The 17,106-nt window shown below is 49.5% G+C and carries 16 protein-coding genes; 10 read left to right on the plus strand and 6 right to left on the minus strand.

Features of this window, described 5'->3' with window-relative positions; genetic code table 11:
* Positions 1-119 precede the first annotated feature (119 nt).
* The gene (locus G8768_RS05215; protein WP_166850278.1) at positions 120-710 is read left to right on the plus strand and encodes a hypothetical protein; all 591 of its coding nucleotides are present in this window, start codon (positions 120-122) and stop codon (positions 708-710) included.
* A gap of 16 nt (positions 711-726) precedes the next feature.
* Here G8768_RS05215 and G8768_RS05220 read toward each other — a convergent pair whose 3' ends face one another.
* Together G8768_RS05220 and G8768_RS05225 are read right to left on the minus strand one after the other, a co-directional pair.
* Positions 727-1,977 (minus strand): CaiB/BaiF CoA transferase family protein, encoded by a 1,251-nt coding sequence (locus tag G8768_RS05220; RefSeq protein WP_166850274.1) that lies wholly within the window; start codon positions 1,975-1,977, stop codon positions 727-729.
* Between the two features lie 90 nt (positions 1,978-2,067).
* Positions 2,068-3,252, minus strand: coding sequence for an acyl-CoA dehydrogenase (locus tag G8768_RS05225; RefSeq protein WP_166850271.1), 1,185 nt, complete (start codon positions 3,250-3,252; stop codon positions 2,068-2,070).
* 222 nt (positions 3,253-3,474) lie between these two features.
* Between G8768_RS05225 and G8768_RS05230 the strand changes: the two genes are divergently transcribed.
* A complete protein-coding gene (locus G8768_RS05230) occupies positions 3,475-4,356 on the plus strand; it encodes a LysR family transcriptional regulator (RefSeq protein ID WP_166850268.1) in 882 nt (293 codons plus the stop codon).
* An 87-nt stretch (positions 4,357-4,443) separates the two neighbouring features.
* Here the strand turns inward: G8768_RS05230 and G8768_RS05235 are convergent, their stop codons facing one another.
* Both G8768_RS05235 and G8768_RS05240 read right to left on the minus strand, forming a co-directional pair.
* Positions 4,444-5,361, minus strand: coding sequence for a hypothetical protein (locus tag G8768_RS05235; RefSeq protein ID WP_166850265.1), 918 nt, complete (start codon positions 5,359-5,361; stop codon positions 4,444-4,446).
* 242 nt (positions 5,362-5,603) lie between these two features.
* Complete coding sequence (locus G8768_RS05240) at positions 5,604-6,011, minus strand: hypothetical protein (protein ID WP_166850262.1); 408 nt, start codon at positions 6,009-6,011, stop codon at positions 5,604-5,606.
* A 167-nt stretch (positions 6,012-6,178) separates the two neighbouring features.
* Here G8768_RS05240 and dinB point away from each other — a divergent pair, with 167 nt between their 5' ends.
* Together dinB and G8768_RS05250 are read left to right on the plus strand one after the other, a co-directional pair.
* Positions 6,179-7,246 carry a DNA polymerase IV gene (gene dinB / locus G8768_RS05245; protein WP_166850259.1) on the plus strand — a complete coding sequence of 356 codons (1,068 nt, stop codon included), beginning with the start codon at positions 6,179-6,181 and terminating at the stop codon, positions 7,244-7,246.
* Positions 7,247-7,453: 207 nt separating this feature from the next.
* Complete coding sequence (locus G8768_RS05250; RefSeq protein ID WP_166850256.1) at positions 7,454-8,452, plus strand: ferritin family protein; 999 nt, start codon at positions 7,454-7,456, stop codon at positions 8,450-8,452.
* A 69-nt stretch (positions 8,453-8,521) separates the two neighbouring features.
* On the opposite strand, the gene G8768_RS05255 is transcribed toward G8768_RS05250, so the two are convergent.
* The gene (locus G8768_RS05255; RefSeq protein ID WP_166850254.1) at positions 8,522-9,958 is read right to left on the minus strand and encodes a coniferyl aldehyde dehydrogenase; all 1,437 of its coding nucleotides are present in this window, start codon (positions 9,956-9,958) and stop codon (positions 8,522-8,524) included.
* A 463-nt stretch (positions 9,959-10,421) separates the two neighbouring features.
* Between G8768_RS05255 and G8768_RS05260 the strand changes: the two genes are divergently transcribed.
* A complete protein-coding gene (locus G8768_RS05260) occupies positions 10,422-10,844 on the plus strand; it encodes an ExbD/TolR family protein (RefSeq protein ID WP_166850251.1) in 423 nt (140 codons plus the stop codon).
* 83 nt (positions 10,845-10,927) lie between these two features.
* Positions 10,928-11,494, plus strand: coding sequence for an isochorismatase family protein (locus G8768_RS05265; RefSeq protein WP_166850248.1), 567 nt, complete (start codon positions 10,928-10,930; stop codon positions 11,492-11,494).
* A 47-nt stretch (positions 11,495-11,541) separates the two neighbouring features.
* Here the strand turns inward: G8768_RS05265 and G8768_RS05270 are convergent, their stop codons facing one another.
* Positions 11,542-13,257 (minus strand): amidohydrolase, encoded by a 1,716-nt coding sequence (locus tag G8768_RS05270; protein ID WP_166850245.1) that lies wholly within the window; start codon positions 13,255-13,257, stop codon positions 11,542-11,544.
* A 333-nt stretch (positions 13,258-13,590) separates the two neighbouring features.
* Here G8768_RS05270 and G8768_RS05275 point away from each other — a divergent pair, with 333 nt between their 5' ends.
* Genes G8768_RS05275 through G8768_RS05290 form a run of 4 tightly spaced genes read left to right on the plus strand, consistent with a single transcriptional unit; the run spans position 13,591 to position 17,106 of the window.
* Complete coding sequence (locus tag G8768_RS05275; RefSeq protein WP_166850242.1) at positions 13,591-14,280, plus strand: nitroreductase; 690 nt, start codon at positions 13,591-13,593, stop codon at positions 14,278-14,280.
* A gap of 12 nt (positions 14,281-14,292) precedes the next feature.
* On the plus strand, positions 14,293-15,231 hold the full coding sequence (locus G8768_RS05280) for an AAA family ATPase (RefSeq protein ID WP_166850239.1): 939 nt from the start codon (positions 14,293-14,295) through the stop codon (positions 15,229-15,231).
* Positions 15,232-15,256: 25 nt separating this feature from the next.
* Entirely contained in the window at positions 15,257-16,726 is a 1,470-nt protein-coding gene (locus G8768_RS21245) for a VWA domain-containing protein (protein WP_166850236.1), read from the plus strand.
* Positions 16,727-16,776: 50 nt separating this feature from the next.
* The gene (locus G8768_RS05290) at positions 16,777-17,106 is read left to right on the plus strand and encodes a glutaredoxin family protein (RefSeq protein WP_166850233.1); all 330 of its coding nucleotides are present in this window, start codon (positions 16,777-16,779) and stop codon (positions 17,104-17,106) included.

The raw sequence follows: 17,106 nt of genomic DNA on the forward strand, positions 1-17,106 counted from the left end.
GCCCGGCCATGCGCCGGGTTTTTTGTCTTGGCTTTATTTACGTGCCATGCCTTCATCAGGCTCAAGCAAAGTGAAAAATTTCCGCTATAACTATAGTAAGAAAATATGTGGAATCACCGATGCTAGCCCGTTGTATATTCATCTGCTCTGTTCTGTTCTATGCCTCTTTTCATGCTCCGGTGCTGAAGGCGGCTGATCCCTACTTATGGTTGCCCACCAGTTACAAGGGAAAGTTGCCCCAGTTAAAGCAGGCGGTCGATGTTGCCAGGGAGAACCCCCGTTGCAGCCAGGTGCTGAAGGGCACAGTGAATGTGGATTTGAGCAGTCAGCAGGTTCCGGTATTCAAAATTCTGTGTCGTGACGATGAGCGGAAAACCTTCTCCCTGCTGCTCGATGGCACCAGCTTTAAAACCTACGATCGCACCAAATCCCGATTCCACAAAGGTCCCAGCGAACGTTCCATGCGAGAGTTCTGGACGGCCTGCAATAAAGCCGTGGCGGATATGTATGAAGACTTCCGCACCATTCGTGTGCTGACCCGTGAACGGCCCGAACCGACGCTCTATAAAGATGCGACGGTGGGTATCGCGATTGACTTTGACGCGGTAAGTTTGATTGGCGAGCGCCTGGCGTTTCGTGCGGAGTGTATTTTTACCAGTGGTACGAGTTACCGTTTGAAACTGACAGGGCGCGAAGTAGACGCTCCATAGCCCTGTCGGAAGAGAATCAGATGCAGCCTTTTTCCCGGAGGCTGTTCAATTGTGTTTCATCCATTCCCAAAAGATCGCTCAGTACATCGTCGGTATCGCTGCCGAGCAAAGGAGGAGCTTTACTGATTTCAATCGCGGTGCGGCTGTATTTAATTGGGCTGTTGCACAGGGAGATGCTGCCTGACAGAGGATGCTCTACGTCGATTTGCATCTGGCGGTGTTGAATTTGCGGATTAGCAAAAACCTGTTCAATGTTATTGATTGGGCCGCAGGGAACCCCGCGAACCGACAATTCTTCCAGCCAGTATTCGCTGCTTTGTTGCACCATAATCTCGGCGACTTCCTGGCAGACGACGTCACGGTTTTGCACACGAGCGGGGTTTGTCGCAAAGCGCTCGTCCTGCATTAATTCTTCACGACCAGCCAACTGCAGCAGTTTTGCAAATTGGCCATCGTTACCCACAGCTAAAATAATAAAGCCGTTACTCGTTGCAAAAGCCTGATAGGGAACAATGTTGGGGTGAGCGTTCCCCATGCGCTGGGGAACCGTACCGCCGACGAGATAGTTGCTGGCCTGGTTTGCCAGAACTGCCGTTTGAACATCCAACAGCGCCAGATCAATATGCTGACCGAGACCGGAGCGTTCGCGTTCAAGCAAGGCGCCTTGAATGGCAATGGTTGCATATAAGCCTGTAAATAAATCGGTAACGGCCACGCCGACTTTTTGTGGGCCAGCACCGGGCTCACCGTCTTTTTCGCCGGTAATACTCATTAGGCCGCCCATGCCCTGAATCATAAAATCATAGCCTGCGCGTTGAGCGTATGGACCGTCCTGCCCAAAGCCGGTAATGGAGCAATATATCAATGCTGGATTGATTTCTTTCAGAGCTTCGTAGTCCAGGCCGTATTTCTTCAGGCCACCGACTTTGTAGTTCTCAATCAATACATCACATTTCTGCGCCAGTTGTTTAATGATGTTTTGACCTTCGGCTTGGGTAATGTCGACCGTGATCGAGTCTTTACCGCGATTGGCCGCGGTGTAGTAGGCCGCTTCGGCCGTGTCTTGTCCGTCTTTATCTTTTAAATAGGGAGGTCCCCAGCGGCGGGTGTCATCCCCCACTTTAGGGCGTTCAACCTTAATGACCTGTGCACCGAGATCGGCAAGGGTTTGCGCACTCCACGGGCCGGCAAGAATGCGGCTCATGTCGAGAACGCGAAAACCAGTGAGTGGGCCGGTTTTTTGAGAATCGGAAGCCTGGCTGGACATGACTGCTCCAAAAAATAAAGGTGAAAATGTTGCTGCGCGGATGCGCGGAAATGTTTGGGCCGGCTAATGCCGGCCCAAAAACGGCGTTGCTTAGAAGAACGCCTGCAGGCCGGTTTGGGCACGGCCAAGAATCAATGCATGAATATCCTGGGTGCCTTCATAGGTGTTAACCACTTCCAGGTTACACATATGACGCATTACCGGGTACTCATCGGAAATACCGTTACCGCCGTGCATATCACGTGCTTCGCGAGCGATTTCCAGAGCCTTCACGCAGTTGTTGCGCTTCATCATGGAGATCAACTCAGGGGCCAACTGTCCGGCATCTTTTAACTGGGAGGCGCGCAAGCTGCCCATCAGACCCAGGCTGATGTCGGTTTGCATAACCGCCAGCTTTTTCTGAATCAACTGAGTTTGTGCCAGGGGTCGACCAAACTGTTTGCGATCCATCGTGTATTCACGAGCCGAGTGCCAGCAGGCTTCTGCCGCACCCAGTGCACCCCAGGAAATACCCAGACGTGCAGAGTTCAAGCAACCGAAGGGGCCTTTCAAACCTTGTACGCCCGGCATCAGGTTTTCTTCAGGAACAAATACATTGTCCATCACAATTTCACCGGTGATGGAGGCGCGCAAGGCCAGCTTGCCTTCAATCTTTGGTGCGCTCAAACCTTCCCAGCCTTTTTCCAGAATAAAGCCGCGAATCACATCGTCATCGGTCTTGGCCCATACTACAAACACATCGGCGATCGGGGAGTTGGTGATCCACATCTTGGCGCCACTCAAGCGGTAGCCGCCGTCAACTTTCTTAGCGCGAGTGATCATAGAGCCCGGATCAGAACCGTGATCGGGTTCGGTTAAGCCGAAGCAGCCGATGTACTCACCGCTGGCCAGTTTTGGAAGATATTTTTCTTTCTGCTCTTCGCTGCCGTAGCTCCAAATCGGGAACATCACCAGGCTGGACTGTACTGACATCATAGAGCGGTAACCGGAATCCACACGCTCAACTTCACGGGCAATCAAACCGTAGGCTACGTAGCTCACGCCAGGGCAGCCATAGCCTTCCAGAGGCGCGCCCAGCAGGCCCATCTCGCCCATTTCACGGAAGATATTAATGTCGGTTTCTTCCTTCTGATAGGCCTCGCGTACGCGTGGCAATAACTGCTCCTGGGCGTACTGGTGGGCAGAATCACGCACCATGCGCTCTTCTTCAGTCAACATTGAATCCATCAGGAAAGGGTCTTGCCAGTTAAAGCTGGCCCAGGGGGACTTCGCCATGGTGTGCTCCGCTTGAGTGTAGTTTCGCTAATTAAGGCATTTGTCCAACTGTATAGTAAGTCATAGGCAAATGCTTCACGTGTAATGTAATTATACTCCAGCTGTGTGCATATATAAAATATATCGTTTATATTGTTGGCATATATTTTATATATGGGCATGTTTGGTATATCGATCCGACGCGAAACGGTGATAGACGCGAAATAGCAGATAAGAGGAACCATGGATAAACGACAGCTACAGATCTTTCGTCAGGTGGCCATTAGCCAGAGTTTCACCAAAGCGGCTTTGGAACTGCATATGGCGCAACCGGCGGTGAGCATTGCGGTTAAAAAGCTGGAGGACGAATTAGCGACGCCGCTATTCAACCGAATTGATCGGCGAATTGGTTTAACCGCCGCCGGTGAAAAACTATTGTTCCGGGCCGAGCGTATTTTAAGCGAGTTCCAGCAGGCGAAAGATGAACTCCGGGAATTGGAAGCGTTAAAAAGCGGGCAAGTGCGATTGGATACCCCGGCCATGTTGGGCTCCTATTATTTGCCCGAAAAATTGATTGGCTTTCGGCAGGCCTATCCCGGTATCGATTTGCACATTACGGCCGAAGGCACCCAGCGTGCAGAACAAATGTTGCTGGATGGTTCAACGGATATGGCCATTGTGAATGTGCGCCAGCATTCGGAACTGATCGAATCCAGTTATCTGCTGCGCGAGGAGGTTGTGCTGTGCATGGCCCTTGATCACCCTTTTGCAGAAAAAACGGCAGTTGATTTTCACGATATCAAAGATGAACCCTTGTTGGTTTACCATCAGGGGTATCACCTGCGTCAGATTTTGAACCATCTTGAGGCAAAATCTGGCCACAAGGCGAATATTATTGTCGAGACGGATATTCTGCGCCTGATGGTCAATATGGTGGCATCCGGTCAAGGCATGTGTCTGTGTTTACGGCGATTGGTTGAAGAGGAACAAGAGCTGTTGGCGTTGCCTTTTCATGAGCCGCAATACATTGAAATGGGAATGGGTTGGAAAAAAGGAGGCTATCTGTCGCCGGCTAATCGAGCCTTCGTCAATTATCTGATTGGCGAGGCAGAGGGGATTCAGTAACAGGTGGTTGGGGTGTTAAGGGTGAATACGCAAATTGCAGATATAAAAAACGGCGCCGAGGCGCCGTTTTTGCTCAGATCGCTGTAATTACTTCTTAGCAGCTTTCTTTGCTGGACGACCGCGACGAGCAGCTGGCTTTTTCTTGGCAACAGCTTTCTTGGCTGGAGCTTTCTTAGCAGCAGGCTTCTTCTTGGCGGCTGGTTTCTTCTTAGCAGCTGGCTTTTTCTTGGCAGCAGCGGCTTTTTTAGCTTTAGCAGCGGCTTTCTTCTCAGCAGCTTTTTGCTTGGCAGCAGCCTTCTTGGCAGCGGCTTTAGCTTTAGCAGCGGCTTTCTTTTCAGCAGCTTTGGCTTTGGCGGCAGCTTTCTTCTCAGCGGCTTTAGCCTTGGCAGCGGCTTTCTTTTCAGCAGCTTTGGCTTTAGCGGCAGCTTTCTTGGCAGCAGCTTTCTCGCGAGCAGCTTTAGCTTTGGCAGCAGCCTTGGCTTTAGCAGCGGCTTTCTTAGCGGCAACCTTTTCACGCTCAGCTTTCTTCTTGGCAGCTACTTTGGCACGAGCAGCAGCTTTCTTGTCGGCAGCTTTTTGCTTGGCAGCGGCTTTCTTATCGGCAGCCTTCTGCTTTTTGGCCATAGCGGCTTCAGCTTTGGCGATAGCCTTGGCTTCGTCGTTGGCACGCTTGTTGGCAGCTTTAATTGCTTTCAGCTCAGCTTTGTTAGCGCTTGCAGCGGCTTTCGCATCAGCAGCAGCTTTCTTGTCTGCAGCAGCAGCTTTAGTAGCGGCAGCCAATTGCTTGGCTTGAGCAGCAGTTTTCTTCTTCTTACGGATAGCTGCAACCTTGTTGCTAGAAGCTTTCGCTTTAGCAGCGGCTTTAGCAGCGGCTTTTTCCAGTTTAGCGGTTTCTTTACCCAGGTCAGATTCCTGCTTGGCACGAGCCTTAACCAGTTGGGCTTGGATTTTTGCCAGTTCTGCTTCTAATTTAGCGACTGGGTCGTTAGCTTTGCGAGCTGCCATCTTATTTTCCTTTGAATGTTAATAAATCTAGCACTGAAACTTCATTTGAGTGGCTGGCCAGCCCGCTTATATTGCGGATCTGATGGTAAAAATATCCAGCCGACTACGACGCGTGTATAAGGTACGTCTTTACTGACAAAATTCAAGAGTTTACGGTCAAAAAAATAGCATATTTTGGCATTTATTGGCCGTTTTACCTGAATTCACATTAATTTTAGAAAAAAATTAGAAAATTTCATTTTTTATAGTGGGCCATTGGGCAAAAAGCGGTTGTCGCTGTTTGCTTTAATCCATAGCAACATGTCTTTGCTCAGTGGCATTTTATTTTGTCGCATGAATTTAACAATATATATGACTGGGGAGTCGGCGCCGGCCTGCCAGCTGGAAATTTGCTTCTCGGCGAGGGTTAAAAACTCGATCAAACTGAGTAATTGAGGCTCGCTAAAACTTCCAACAGCGGCTAACCAGCTTTCCCGATCCTGTTTCATCATCGCGCTGTGGATTTGCAGCTCTTCAGCATCAAAATATTCGGAGATGGGCTGCTCGGGGAGCTTTTGACGTTGCGCGATTATGTTCAGCAGCACTTCATGGTTAAGTGCATAGCTTTTCTTTTGGGCGTCGGCATTTGGATCCCAGGATTCTACGCTCATATTTGAGTCTCTTTAATTTTGCTAAGGTCGGCTAGTGAAATCTGTCTCAATGGAAGCCTGACTGAGTGTTACAATAATAAACAGTCGGCCGATGTTTCCTATTATATACCCGATTGCGGCCAATAAATCCCAAAACTCTCTATATAACAGGGCCAATTCGTTACGCTATGAAACAGCAGCGCCACATTATTCATTGCGATGCCGACTGTTTTTACGCCTCGGTTGAAATGCGCGATGACCCAGATTTACGCGGTCGCCCATTGGCCATTGGTGGTGAAGCGAAGGGTAGAGGCGTGGTGGCAACCTGCAATTATGAGGCGCGCCGTTTTGGTGTACGTTCGGCGATGCCGATGGCATATGCCCGCAGACTTTGTCCTGGTATTCTGACTATGCGCCCGAATATGGAAAAATATCGGGATGTGTCACGGCAGATGCAGGATATTTTTTATCGCTATACGGATATCATTGAGCCCCTTTCCCTGGACGAAGCATTTTTGGACGTCAGTCGAGAGGTCAATGAGGGCCGTTTTGACGACGCCAAAAGTATTGCCGAGGCAATTCGCCAAGACGTCAGTTCAGAATTGCAGATCAGCGTTTCTGCCGGTGTTGCTTCTAATAAGTTTATTGCCAAGGTTGCCAGTGATTGGCAAAAACCGGACGGTTTAACCGTAGTGAGTGAAGCCCAACAGGCTGAATTTGTTGCCGCGCTTGCGGTGAATAAAATTTATGGCGTGGGAAAAGTCACCGAGCAAAAACTGCTTTCCATGGGAATTACTCATTGCCATCAACTGCAAACGATGGATCTTGAGCTGTTGCAATCAAAATTTGGAAGCTTTGGGAAGCGTTTGTATGACTTATCCCGAGGGCGAGATCATCGACCTGTTGAGCGCAGTCGAAGGCGAAAATCTCTCAGTGTCGAGCATACTTTTGCCAGTGATTTGCCGGATTTGGATGCCTGCCTTGAGCAAATTCCAGAGCTGTTGAACAGCTTGCAAACGCGTGTATCGGCTCTGGACGACAGTTACCGGATTGCCAAGCCCTTCGTAAAGTTGAAATTTCATGACTTTTCATCCACAACTGTGGAAAAACAGGGCGCGGATTACTCATTGAAGGCCTATCAGGATTTGGTCGCTGAGGCATTTGAGCGTGCTTTTCAGCCGGTTCGTTTGTTAGGGCTCGGGGTTCGTTTTAAAGAGCCCGAAAGTGAGCCGCCACAAAGTGACCTCTTTGCCTAAAAATAGACCAATTTAAGAGGGGGTTGATTTACTGCTGTCCACTTTTGACCCTTTTCTCGCAGCATGATTCGCTGATTATCAGCCAGGCTTTATTTAATGTGGGTTTTTTCCCAAGTGGCGCTACTAATTCGCGCTGAACTCATTATAATCGCCACCCTTTTTGAGTGGCCCTTTGGGGTTCGGTGTTAGTGTAAGCCGGGAGCAGGTGTGTTTGTTTTTACTGTGAGCTGTGATGAGACCCAGAATGTCTATGTGGGGTCAGCGAAAGAATCCATTGAGGCTCAATGGGCCGCGATTGTCGCGGCGGCGGATGAAGGTCAGGAAGGAGCATTGCAAGCGGCGATTCGTTTGCACGGGGTAGAGAAGTTCACCGTTGAGGAGTGGGCTTTTGCAGAGAACAGCCGAGAATTGCGTGAGCTGTTGGCTGAAGCAAGAGACGCTTTGGGTGCGAAACCCATTAAGCTGCTGCGGGGCTCTGATGCAGCCGTAAAACGCAGCGGTGCCACCCAGGTGAGCAGCGATATTCGCGAACTCTTTTCAATGGCGAAAGCCGAATATGAGAGTGAATTGGTCGAAGAGCTGATTCCGGCTGAAAGCCTTGAAAAAAAATCAAAAGTGACTACTTCGGAAACACCATCCAGCAAGAAAAATGAGCTACCGACCTCTCTGGTCGGGGCTGCTGAATCCAGTGAAAAACTGTCCAGTGGTCGTAGCGGTTCGGCGAGTAAGGAAAAACGCATTAAGGAGGCTATTCACGCTGAACGCGAACAGCGTGCGGTATTGCGACAGCAGCAGGCCAGCCAGGAAGCCAAGGAAATGCAGGCCATTTTGTTGCAGATTGAACAGCGCCGACTGGCTCAAAAGAAAAAACCGACAAGTAAATCGACAAAAAGCAAAAGTTCTCTGCGTTCTGCAGTGAGCAGTAAGCCGCCCAAATCTGCTGCCAGCAGTGCGGCGGGTTCAAAAGCAGCGAGTGCAAAAACCGCGAGCCGCAAATCAACCGAAACCAATGTGGCTGTTGCGAAAGGCCGCACGGGTTCCAGTCTTAAAGAGAAGCGTATTAAAGAAGCCATCGCCCAGGAAAAGGCAGCCATTGAGGCAGCCAAGCGTCAGCAGGCAGAATCCCAGGCTGATGAAATGGCCGCGATTTTGAATCGCCTTGACGAACGTAACAAGGCGGCGGCGAGTTACAAGCGTAAATTGTAAAACTTTCTTTTTTTCATGAAATAAAAAAAGGGCCGAAAAGGCCCTTTTTTGTTTACGGTATAGGGTTTTTTATCGTTTGCCGAGCATCATGCGCAGCATGAACTCCATGGTTTTGCCAAACGGCGCGACCATATATTTAGTGCCAGGTGCGGGTGCTTGTTGGAAGATTGGACGCAGTTTCGAAAACTCGATAAAGCCTTCCTTGCCATGGTAGTGGCCCATACCACTGTTGCCGACGCCACCGAAGGGGATATCGTGCTGCGCAACGTGCATCATTACATCGTTCAGGCTTACACCGCCGGAAATGGTGTTTTTAATAACCTTTTCCTGTAGAGGTTTGTTCTTGCTGAACAGATAGAGTGCCAGAGGACGTTCGCGCACGTTAATAAACTCGATCACCTCATCGATATCGCGATAGGTTTTGATCGGCATGATGGGGCCAAAGATTTCTTCCTGCATTACGGTCATGTCACCGGTGCTGTCGAGAACCAGCGTCGGTGGAATTTTTTCCAATTCGTCACTTGGCAATACATCACCCAGCAGGTTCACAATCTGTGCGCCTTTTTCTTTGGCGTCATCCAGGGTTTGAATCAGGCGAGAATAGGCGCGTGAATCAATAATCGACGTGAAGTCTTTAGATTCCAATTGTGGGTAGCGCTGAGGCACAATTTTCTTGGCGTGTTCAATAAAGGCCTGGGCCTTGCTCTCGGGTAAGAAGACGTAGTCCGGTGCTACGCAGGTCTGGCCAGCGTTGTAAAGCTTACCTTGAAGGATACGCTCACAGGCCAGTTCGATATCAAAATCTTCGGCGACGATACAAGGTGATTTGCCGCCCAGCTCCAGTGTAACCGGGGTCAGGTGTTTGGCGGCTTTTTCCATGACCTGACGACCGACACCCGGAGAACCGGTAAAGACGATATGATCATAAGGCATGTCGGTAAAGTCGCTGGCGCTGACGCCAGGCAGGATGGCCAGGGTGTCTTCACCAAACTCTTTATTCACCAGTTCGGCCAGCAGGCGGCACAGGTTTTGGGAATTGGCGGCCATCTTGATCATGGCGCGGTTACCGGCGGCCAAAACATTTGCCAGAGGGCTCATGCACAGAAACAGAGGGTAGTTCCACGGAACCACAATGCCGACCACGCCTTTGGGTTGTGGCAATACCTTGTTTTTACCGCCGAAGAACCAGATGGATGTGTGACGTTTCTGGGGTTTCATCCAGCTCTTGAGTTGTTTGCGGCAGTATTTGATGCCGTCGATCGAGCCGAACAGCTCCAGAAACTCGGTTTCATGAATGGAGCGGTTGCCGTAGTCCTTATTAATGGCTTCGGTAATCGCTACGCGATTGTCTTTCAGGATGTTTTCCAGCTTCTGCAGGTTTGCCTGGCGCTCTTCATAGTCTGGGTAGGGGTTTTTTAGATAAGCCTGTCGTTGCTTTTCATAGACTTCCTGAACGCGCTGGGCGGATGCGTCGACGTTCATTAGTGGGCTGGCTGCCTGGTTCATGGTGCAGGTCTCCTGAATATAGCTATTCGTTGTGTGCTGTTGTTATCTTGATGTAGACGTTCTTCTATCGGCTTTTAAGCTCCAGTTCGAGCGGGAAGCTAAGGCCATGTTTGCACAGTACCAAATAATTGCACAAATGTACTAAAACTCTTTCTGCAAATTGGGTCTTTGGCGTGATTAGGTAAACTTGTACTCCAGAATCTGGCGGATATTGCCGGTCTTCAGCTTTAGGCGACTTGCCACTTGGCCTTGGGAGTCAAAACCGCTAACATGTCATCCTTGCTGGCACTAGCTGCCCAAGGCGATGATAAAACAGCAGAATTTACCCACCAGATAGCTGTCTAAAAGTTGTGCAATCGTATGGCCAAATCCAATATACCTTGTTTACAGGGGTGTTGCTGGTTGAGATTGCAGGTAGGGTAAATCAAGCAGAGTAAATCAAGAGTAGAATAACGGAGCAATAATGAGCCGTCGTAAGAAGAACAAAGTAGAAGTTGAAGAGAAAGCAGATATCGACCTGACGCCCATGCTGGACGTGGTTTTCATCATGTTGATCTTCTTTATTGTAACGGCTTCTTTCGTGAAGGAAGTGGGTATTGGCGTAAACATTCCACCTGAGAATGACAATCCTCCGCCACCAGATGCTCCTCAGAACATTCTGGTTGAAGTCAGTGCCACTGATGAGATCTGGATGGAAGGCCGTCGTGTTGACGTACGTGCTGTTCGCGCAAACATCGAGCGTCTGAGCGCTGAAAACCCTAAAGCCTCAGTGATCATTAAAGCTGATGGTAAAGCGAGTGCCGAGAAATACATCGCTATTGCTGATGCGGCTCGCGAAGCAAACGTTTACAACGTTTCACTGGCACCGGATATTAAAAAGCGCTAAGCGTTCGTTTAATCGGTGTTTAAAAACAGGAGCTTCGGCTCCTGTTTTTGTTTCTGGCTTTTGAACTTCTGCAGGGAAATGCGATGACGCTTTCAAGCTTTGACTTTACTACGGATAAACCCGCTTTGCTGTTGATCGACTGGCAGCAGGCAATTGATCACTTCAGCGATTTATCGCGCAGTCATCCCTGTGCAGAGCAAGACAGTGCTAAATTGTTAAAACACTGGCGCAAACGGCAGTGGCCAGTTTTGCATATCCGTCATTCGTCTCGCTTTTCAGAATCTCCTTACCATAAAAGCTCCCCCTGGTTTAATTTCAAACCGGAGTTGGCGCCTGAAGTGGGTGAGCTGCTGATTACCAAACAGGAAAATTGTGCCTTTGCGCAAACTGAACTGCTTGATGTTTTATGTGCACGTGATATTAAGGAATTGGTTTTTGTTGGTGTGCTGTTAAACCATTCAGTGGATGCAACCTTGAGAATGGCGGCAGGTTTGGGGTTTCAGAATTATTTGATTCCGGAATGTTGCCCGGCAATGGCAATTACAACCCTGCAGGCTTGCGAATATTCAGCGGACCAAGTACACGATATTTTGCTGAGTAATTTGGAAGGGGAGTATTGTCAGGTACTCAACAGCGAGCAAATTCTCTAGGAAAATTTACTCGCTATGTGGTTAACGGGCTCGTCGGGGTACTGGTATTACTCTGCTTGAAAGCGCGGCACACCGCCGATAAAGGTTTCGGTGACCTGGACGTCTCTGAGCGCTTCTACGCTTTCAAGTGGATCACGATCCAGCACAATAAAATCAGCCAGTTTTCCGGCTTCAATTGAGCCACGATCTTTTTCTTCAAATATTTGCCATGCAGCGTCAATGGTAATGGCTCGTAGTGCGTCCACCGGGCTGATGGCCTGTTCCAGGCCCAGAACATCACCACCCGCGGTTTCACGGCTTACCGCAGACCATGCCGCTAAAAAGGGCGTCATTGGCACAATGGGGGTGTCCAGGTGCAGGGTAAATGGCACTCCGCGCGCTTTGGCGCCGGCCATCGGGCTGATGCGAGCTGCACGCTTTGGTCCCATAAACAGGGATTTGTGGCGATCACCCCAATAGTAGACGTGGCTGTTGAAAAAGCTGGGTGTCATGCCGAGTTCGGCAAATTGGTCCAGCTGATCGTCGCGGGTCATTTGTGCATGAATGATGATTGGGCGGGCATCTTCCCTCGGGTGTTTTTTCTGAGCATTGCGAAAGGCTTCAATAATTAAATCGATAGCGGCATCGCCGTTTCCGTGCAGGGCAATTTGCCAGCCAGCCTTATGAAAGTCTTCAACCGTGGCAAATAATTCATCGCGCTTCATGGTGGGGTAACCGCGATAGTCAGGTGCCTTCCCTTGCGCTTGCACATGATAAGGGTGCCCCAGAAAACCGGTGTAGCCCTGAATGGAACCGTCGGTAATCAGCTTTAAGGCGCCGAGCTTTACTCGAGCACTTTCAATATTGTTGACGCTGAGTTCGCCTTCGCGAATGGCCTTGGCAGCTTCAAGATCTGGCCACATCACTACCCTCTGGGGATAGATACCCAGTTGGCCAAAGGTCGATACACCCTGAATAAATTTTTTGTTGGCCAGGCCAACCTGAGCCGACGTTACGCCCTGCCGTAAGTATTCTTCACTGGCGTAGCGTGACATGTCGTAAAACTGTTTGATGCCAAAATCCAGAGCTTTCATGACCAATGGGTACTGAGCATTTTCTTCCACCAGGCCCGCAAGTTGCCCATCGTCACTGTGCGCAATAAAACCACCGACGGGTGGTTTGGTGGTATTGTCATAACCGACGCTTTCAAAGGCCATGCTGTTGGCTATGCCCATATGGCCGGAAACGTGGCTGACAAAAATATTGTGCTTTGTGGAAATGCTGTCCAGTTCCAAACGAGTTAAAAAACGTTGTTCAGCGACCTGGGTATCGTCAAAACCGAAAGCGTATACCCAACTCCCCTCGGGGCTCTTTTCGACCTGTTGGCGGATCAGCGCCAGGGCATCGGCAATGGTTTTTACACCGCCAATCGGTGGGCTGTTGAGGTCAGCTGCGACTGCAGCCAGACCGGAACCGGGAAAGTGGCCGTGGGCGTCGATAATTCCGGGCATGATAATTTGGCCTTTCATATCGCGGGCAACATTTTTACTGCTGAGAAGCTTTTCAATATCGCTATTGCTGCCCACAGCAACGATACGGTCCTCTTTGATGTACATGGCCTCGGCGACACTTCCCTCGGCATCCATGGTTAGAATTCGGGCATTGATATAGGCTTGTTCATCCACAGGTCGCGGATTGAAGTGCATATAGATAGCGACAGCGACTATCGTGAGCAGTAGTAAAATACCGGTCAAAGTCTTGGCGAGGGTTTTCAGCAGCGACATGGGGGCCTCTTATTGTTATGAAAATGGCTATTCTATCGTTTAATTGTATCGCTCAAGGCTATCAAATTTTTGGCTCGCCTACTTGGCTAATAGTGACACTTGTTGGCAATCAAAAGTCTGATTTCCCTCTTTGACCCGAGTGGTCGATAGAAAAGACGTTTTAGGCATAGACAAACGCCTTTGGCGCGTTAAGGTAGTGACATCATCCGAATGGCGGGGCATTTTTTGCCAATCCTGGCTGTTTGAGAACACAGACACAATCTGTGATGTAAACATTGAGTCGTCGACGTAAACGTTAAGCGAAGAAGAGTAAGAAAAGGACTGGGTTTCAGTATGAGTATCACACCACAGCAAAGCGATTTATTTGCCCTGTTGGAAGGGCGTTACAGTGTGCGCGGGTTTACCGGGCAAACCATTGAAAAAGACTTGTTGGAAGAGATTTTCCAAAAGGCGCAGCAGGCCCCTTCAAACTGCAACACCCAGCCTTGGCAAGCTTATGTGATTTCCGGTGAGCGTTGTCGCCGTTTTGCCAAAAGCTTGGCAGAGGCGGTTGCCAGCGGTGCTCCGTCCAAGCCCGATTTTGATGTGACTCTAGGGTTTTTTGAAGAGTATCGCCAGCGTCAGGTGGATTGCGCTTATGCATTGTATGGTTCCATGGGCATTGAACGTGGTGATAAGGTCGGTCGCGGTGCGGCTATGCTGCGCAATTATGATTTCTTCGGCGCACCTCATGTGGCCTTTATTGCCATGCCAAAAAGCTTTGGAATTGTGAATGCGCTTGATGTTGGGATTTATTTGCAAACTCTCAACCTTGTGATGGAATCTCACGGCGTCAGCAGCTGTATTCAAGGGGCGTTGGCTTACTACCCGGATCTGGTTCGCAAGGAGCTGGGTTTGCCAGAAGACGATAGCATGCAAATTCTGTGTGGCATTTCTTTTGGTTACGAAGACACAAGCCATGCGGCCAACAATACCCGTACCGTTCGTGCCGAGCTGGCTGAGAACGTCGCTTTTTACGAATAATGTGAGTTTGGCATGATTATTAAACACGCCGATAAAATTGCTTCTCCGGAAGTACTGCAAAAAGCTTTTGAGCAGCGCGGCTATATTTGCAGTGATGCGATTGCCACTGCTGTGTATCTGGCCTGCCATCTGCAAAAGCCCATTTTGGTGGAGGGGCCTCCTGGTGTTGGTAAAACCGAACTGGCCAAGGTGACCGCTGAGTATTTGGCGGCTCCGCTGATTCGTATGCAGTGTTATGAAGGCTTGGACGAAGCGAAGGCTTTGTATGAATGGAAATATGGCAAGCAGTTATTGTATACCCAGGTCTTAAAGGATCAGTTGGGTGATGTAATGCGGGGCGCGCGAGGTCTGGACGAATCTGTGGAGCGCCTCCATTCCTTTGGGGATATTTTTTACTCTGAACAGTTTTTGGAAACACGACCCTTGCTACAGGCGTTGCGTGAGCCTGACGGTGCGGTGTTGTTGATTGATGAAATCGACAAGTCCGATCAGGAATTTGAAGCCTTTCTATTGGAGCTGTTATCGGATTATCAGGTGTCCATTCCTGAAATCGGAACCGTAAAAGCCAAAAGCAAGCCGATTGTGTTTCTGACCAGTAATAATACCCGTGAACTGGGTGATGCGTTGAAACGTCGCTGTTTACATTTGCATATTCCGTTTCCGGAAACTCATCTTGAAAACCAGATTATTGCCAGCCAGGTTCCCGATATGGATGAAAACCTGCGCGGTCAGCTTGTCGACTTTGTGCACGAGCTGCGTCAGATGGCCTTAAAGAAAGTGCCGGCCATCAGCGAATCCATCGACTGGGCCAGAGCGCTGTTATTACTGAATGTTGAGAGCCTGGATGAAAAATGGGTGCGTGATACCTTGAGTTTACTGTTGAAGTATCAGGACGACATTGAAATTGTTGAGCCCGAGCTGCGCAAAATTATGAACCAGATAAAAACATAAACCCTAATTAGACAGGTCATTACGAGTGCAGAGAGTTTTTGCCGATTTTATTCATACCTTAAGACAGCAGGGAGTGCCGGTTTCTCCGACTGAAACACTGGATGCTCTCAAGGTTGCCGAGCTGTTGGGTTTGCAGGAACGCAATCAATTGCGTCATGGTCTGGGTTTGGTGCTCGCCAAAAATCAGCAGGATAAACAGACCTATGAACATTACTTCGATGAGTTTTTTAAATTTACCGAAGTAGATGCCCATGCTGAGGGCGAAGGTTCTGAGGGTGAAGAGGGTTCACAGCAAGAGCCCGATGAGTCGAACTCGGATATGACCGCCCGTGGGGAAGGCCAAAGTGAGGCTTCGAGCAGTTCAGGCCAGGGTGGTGGGCAGTCCGAAGATGCCACCGATGGCCAGGAAGCTTCTGATGACCCAGCTGTGCAGGCTCAATCTCAACTGGGGCAAATGCTTCAAGCAGGTGATGCGGCTGAAATTGCGATGGCCATTGCCCGCGCCGGTCAACAGGAGGGCGTCCAGAACATCCAGCTGTTTACCCAGAAACCACTGTTCAGCTATCGAATGATGAATCGAATGGGCAATGAGTCTCTCAATCAGGAATTGCTCGAATTGGATGGCAGTAATGAGTTGGATCAACAACGCCTTGCGGCTCGCCTCCGTAATGCCCAGGCACGCTTGCAAGAGCAGGTGCGCGACTATGTTGAACAGCAGTATCTATTATATGCCGAGGCGAAGGGTCAGCAGCTGCGCGAGAACACTCTACAGAAAGTAAAACTTACGAATATCGACAATCACTATCTGCATCAGATGGCCGATCTGGTGCGCAAGGCGGCTAAGCGCCTCGCGAGTTTGCACAGTCGCAAACGTAAATTGCGCAAGCGTGGTTTGCTTGATGTCCGCAAAACCATTGCCGCGAATGCGGCCTACGATGGTGTGTTATTTCATACGCGCTGGAAAACAACGGTAGTGGATCGTCCAAAAATAATGGTGATTTGTGATGTCAGCGGATCGGTCAGCCGGGTTGCCCGTTTTCTCTTATTGTTTGTCCACAGTCTGCAGGAGGTTTTACCCAGAACCCGATCTTTCGTGTTCTCTTCGGATATGGGTGAGGTAACCGATCTTTTTAAAGATCAGAATCTCGAAGAGGCGCTGGGAGAAATTATGTCGAAGTGGGCCAATCAATCCACCAGTTATGACAAGGCGTTGGGCGACTTTTCCGAGCAGGCTCTACAGGATGTCGACCAAAAAACCACGGTGATTATGTTGGGAGATGCGCGTAATAATAATGGCAATGGGCGCGCTGATATCTGGCAAAAGGTTTATCTGCAGGCCGGTCGGGTGTTATGGTTGAACCCTGAGCATATAAATAGCTGGGATACTGGCGATTCGATCATGGCGAGTTATCGCCCTTACTGCTCGGAGTTGCACAGTTGTAATTCGCTTCGCGATCTTGAGCGCATTCTGGGCAACTTGCTCAAACACAGTTAACACTGGGGCCAGCGCCTCATTTTTGGGTTCAGTTGATACAGGTTTCCAACTTGAAAAAGCTCTTGATTGTTGTGGTTTTGGTGCTTCTCTACCAATTCAGAGATGAAATTTTCAGTTTTCACAGCCCGGCCCCCGAATATGCTGCTATGCATCAGGAGAAGGTGATTCTCTATGCCACCAGTTGGTGTGGTTACTGTGCAAAGACTCGCGAATTCCTGAAGAAAAATAACATCCCTTATTTTGAATACGATGTGGAAACCTCCAGCGAGGGCTATGATCAATTTAAAGCGCTTGGTGGGCGTGGTGTTCCTCTGGTATTGGTTAATGGCAAAGTGATCAAGGGATTCAATACCGATCGAATCATTGCCTATCTGAACTAG

It is taken from the genome of Pseudoteredinibacter isoporae (assembly GCF_011602085.1).
GTDB lineage: Bacteria > Pseudomonadota > Gammaproteobacteria > Pseudomonadales > Cellvibrionaceae > Pseudoteredinibacter > Pseudoteredinibacter isoporae.